The organism is Paenibacillus sp. AR247, from assembly GCF_002968895.1.
GTDB lineage: Bacteria > Bacillota > Bacilli > Paenibacillales > Paenibacillaceae > Paenibacillus_AQ > Paenibacillus_AQ favisporus.
This window is the reverse complement of record NZ_PCZT01000071.1, coordinates 1-4,380: the sequence shown is the minus strand read 5'-3', so window position 1 is coordinate 4,380 and position 4,380 is coordinate 1. Positions and strand designations below refer to the sequence as shown.

At 54.1% G+C, this 4,380-nt stretch carries 1 protein-coding gene and 1 pseudogene; both read left to right on the top strand.

All coding sequences use genetic code 11. The annotated features are described in order from the left end of the window. Positions 1-185: 185 nt before the first annotated feature. Positions 186-3,388, top strand: a pseudogene (locus CPT76_RS35970) (SDR family NAD(P)-dependent oxidoreductase); the annotation flags it as partial. Further along, positions 3,389-4,380: acyl carrier protein (locus CPT76_RS42540; protein ID WP_483870089.1), on the top strand; the 992-nt coding region annotated here is incomplete at its 3' end.

Genomic DNA, 4,380 nt, shown 5'->3' with positions numbered 1-4,380 from the left:
CCGTTTTATCAAGAAACGGACTTTCAGGCTAATGAGGTTCAGGAGGCGGATGCTGCTTATACGCAGCACATTCTGTTTTGTGCGGACTAGAACCTCACTTCCAGGATCTCTGCCGCAGCAGGCTGCCCGAAGCGCAGCAAATCGTTTTGGCAAGCAACCGCTCTGAACGGCCAGATCTGGATTTGATGGAAAATGCCGATCGCATGTTATTAGCACTTCAGGAGGCTATGAAAGACAGAGGCACAGGAAAAGTGTTGGTTCAACTCGTCATCCATTCAGCGGGAGAGCTCAAATTGCAGACGGGGCTGTATGCCTTTTTAAATACGGCTCGTCAGGAAAACCCCCGGATTGTCCCGCAGCTGATCGAGATCGGTGAAGGCGTGAACGAAACAGCAATTGTTCATTGGATCATGGAAGCGAAGTCCACCGGCAGCTGTGAAAGACTCCGGATTCAATTCGGGTCTGTTAGCTGTTTTGGCTGGAGGGAAGAGAAGATGGAAGAAAGGGGTGCAGTCACCCCTTGGAAAGATGGAGGAGTCTACCTGATTACCGGAGGCATGGGTGGACTTGGACGCCAATTTGCAGCCGATATCTGCCGAAAGGCCATCCGCCCTGTCGTCATTCTTTCGGGCCGCGCTCCCTTGGACGCGAAGAAAGAAGAGCAGCTGGCGTTTCTAAGCTCCATAGGGGCGAATGTCGAATATATTCAGGCCGATATCGCGGACAAAGATCAGGTTGACGACCTGGTCCTGCTTCTGATACGCAAATATGGCGTTCTGAACGGAATCATCCACTGCGCGGGGGTCATCCAGGACGGATACATTCTAAGGAAAACGGTTAAGGAAATGCACGGGGTGTTGTCCCCCAAAGTGACAGGGCTGACCTTTCTGGATCAAGCAACACAAGACATGGCTCTAGACTTCCTTGTTCTTTGCTCTTCCATTGCCGGAAGCCTCGGCAACCCGGGACAGGCGGATTATGCGCTTGCCAACGCCTATATGGACGCGTACGCGGCCTACCGGAACCGGCTCGTTGCGGAAGGATTGAGATTCGGCCGGACGATATCGATCAATTGGCCGCTCTGGAAAGATGGGGGAATGGAAGTCGCAAACCATACAGAGGACGGCAGGAACGGAAACCGGGGACTGACCGCCATGGAAACGTCGGACGGACTCGAGGTTCTATATTTCGGAATCGCGACCAAACATGATCAGATCATGACATTATCCGGAGATATCGAACGCTGGAGGGATGAGCTGTTAGGCACGGCTGAAAGTTCACGTCTTTCTGAATCCACTAGCTATCTGGCACAAACCGCTGCATCGCTTACTCACTTAAACTCAGATATGTTGAAGGAACGTACCGCCGAACAGCTTAAAGAGCTGTTCGGGAAAACGATCCAGGTACCGTCTTCCCGAATAAGCCTTCACGAACCGTTGGAGAGCTACGGCCTCGATTCTTTGATCGTCAATCAAATGAATCGGCAGCTGGAGGAGATTTTTGGAGATCTGAGCAAAACTTTATTTTATGAATACATGACGCTGGGGGAGGTCGCGGATTATCTGTCATCGGCCCATACCGATGCATGCGTCCGCTGGAGCGGTTACGAAAATGAATCCGTTCAGGAAACGACCGCACCGGAGGAGCAAGCGCAGAGCGTATTTCCGACTCTGGTATCCCGAAGAAAAAATCGGCAGGCAGCATCAACCCTGCCTGCAACGGTGCAGACGGATCGACCGGAACGGCAGGAGAAACCGGCAAATGAACCCATCGCTATCATCGGGATAAGCGGCCGTTATCCACAGGCAGATGATGTCCAGCAATTTTGGGATAATCTGATGGCTGGGAAGGACTGTATTACCGAAGTACCTGAAGAGCGGTGGTCTTTAAATGGGTTTTACACGCCGGATCCCGGGACGGCCGTCGAAAGCGGCATGAGCTATAGCAAGTGGGGCGGCTTTTTGGAGGGATTTGCGGAGTTTGACCCGCTGTTCTTTAACATTTCCCCGAAGGAGGCCATGATGATGGACCCGCAGGAGCGTTTGTTCCTGCAAGCCTGTTGGCATGCGCTGGAGGATGCCGGTTATACACGCGAGCTGCTGGCAGTCCGGCATCGCCGGCGGGTTGGCGTGTATGCTGGTGTTACGAAAACGGGCCACGATCTATACGGGCCTCAGGTGAGGGATAAGGGGGATAATGCCCATCCCTACACATCGTTCAGTTCCGTGGCAAATCGGGTATCGTACTTCCTGAATGTCAACGGTCCGAGCATGCCGGTGGACACGATGTGTTCTTCCTCCTTGACAGCCATTCACGAAGCCTGCGAACATCTTCGCCGGGATGAGTGCGAGGTTGCCATCGCAGGAGGGGTAAACCTGTATCTTCACCCTTCAAGCTATACCTTGTTAAGCGCGCAAAACATGCTGTCCGCGGACGGAAAATGCCGCAGCTTCGGCGAAGGAGCTAACGGTTTCGTACCCGGCGAGGGCGTCGGCGTCGTCATTTTGAAGCCCTTGTCCACCGCCGTGCGTGATCGGGATAACATCCATGCCGTCATCCGAAGCACCAGCATTAATCACGGAGGCAAAACGAACGGTTATACCGTTCCAAGCCCGAAAGCTCAAGGTGATCTGATCCGGGCCGCACTCGACAAAGCTGGCGTCGACGCCAGAACGATTACTTATCTTGAAGCCCACGGAACCGGAACCGAACTGGGCGATCCCATCGAGATTACGGGTCTCACCCAGGCGTTTGCTGTGGATACGAAGGATACCGGTTTCTGTGCAATCGGTTCGGCCAAATCCAACATCGGTCATTTGGAGGCGGCGGCCGGCATCGCCGGCTTGACAAAAATCGTTCTGCAGATGAAGCACCGGAAGCTCGTTCCAAGCCTGCATGTTTCACGGCTGAATCCCAATATTTCTTTTCAGAAGACGCCGTTTAAAGTGCAGCAGCATATGGAGGACTGGCAAAGGCCGATGATCCAGGAGGAGGAAAAAAGCATGTCTATCCACGCAGGGCAGGTATTTCCTCGTTTGGTGCCGGAGGATCCAATGCCCATTCCATCCTTGAGGAGTATTTGCCGGATGAACCGGGAATTACCCGGTTATCGCCTAAGCAACGAAAGCAGTCCATCATCGTCATCTCTGCCAAAAATGAAGCCGGCTTAAAGATGAGAGCGCAGCAGCTGCTCAAGGCCGTCCACGGCGAATTCGCACTCGAAGCTGATATCGGCGACATTGCTTATACGCTGCAGGTAGGCAGAGAGGCTATGGAGGAACGGTTGGCATTTCTGGCGGGTTCCATGGAAGATCTGAGGTTTACATTGGAGCAGTTTGTCAGCGATCAGCAACGAAGCCTTCAGGACGGACTTTTCCGCGGGACCGTCATGGGGGGTGCCCAGGTAGAGGTCCAAGCCGAAATCGACCGGAACATCGAGGCATGGGTCCGGGATGAACAGTTCAGACCTGTAGCGGAACTCTGGGTGCAGGGCGCCGCACTTGACTGGGAACGGCTGTACGTGGACATGAAACCGAGGCGCATCAGCCTGCCGGGGTATCCTTTTGCCAAGGAGCGATACTTCATCAGAGATCAGGTGAGACGCACGCCGATCGTCAATAAAGAAACGTCAGCCGTTACTATGAAGAGCACAATGGCTCAACCGTCCACCGGCAAAGGACGGAGAGCGGAGATGCTCGGTCTGCAAGCAGTGCAATGCCTGGAGCTGGACGTGAAGGAGCAGATTTCGGGAATTCTTCATCTTCCCGTGGAGCGGCTGAATCTCAGCACCAATTTGGCGGATTTCGGATTTGATTCGATCAGCCTGTCCCAACTGGCAGCCCGGCTCTCCGGGCTACTCGGGATTGACCTTTCTCCGTCCGTCTTTTTCGGCCATTCCACGATTGAAAAGTTGTTGCATTACATGAGCCAGGAGTTTCGGGATGTCATCGCCGACTTTTACAGGGAAACGCCCGCAGCAGAGGGAGTACAGCCTCTCCCAACGCGGTTACGGACAACGGCGGTTAACACTGACGCAAAAGGACTGCCCCGTGCTTCTTTATCGTCGTCTGAAGAGCATCCGGAACCCGTCGCCATCATCGGCATAAGCGGCCGGTTTCCCGGAGCAAGCGACATCGAAGAAATGTGGTCCGTCCTTGCCGGGGGGCGTATCGAGGTTTCGGAAATCCCGGATGACCGGTTTGACTGGCGTTCGTATTACAGTGATTCCGGAAGTGCAGCGGGGTCCATGGACAGCAAATGGCTGGGAAGTCTTCCCGGTGTCAGGGAGTTCGATCCCTTATTCTTCGATATCGCTCCGAAGGATGCGGAAACGATGGATCCCAGGCAGCGACTTCTGCTGCAGGAAGCGTGGAAAGCGTT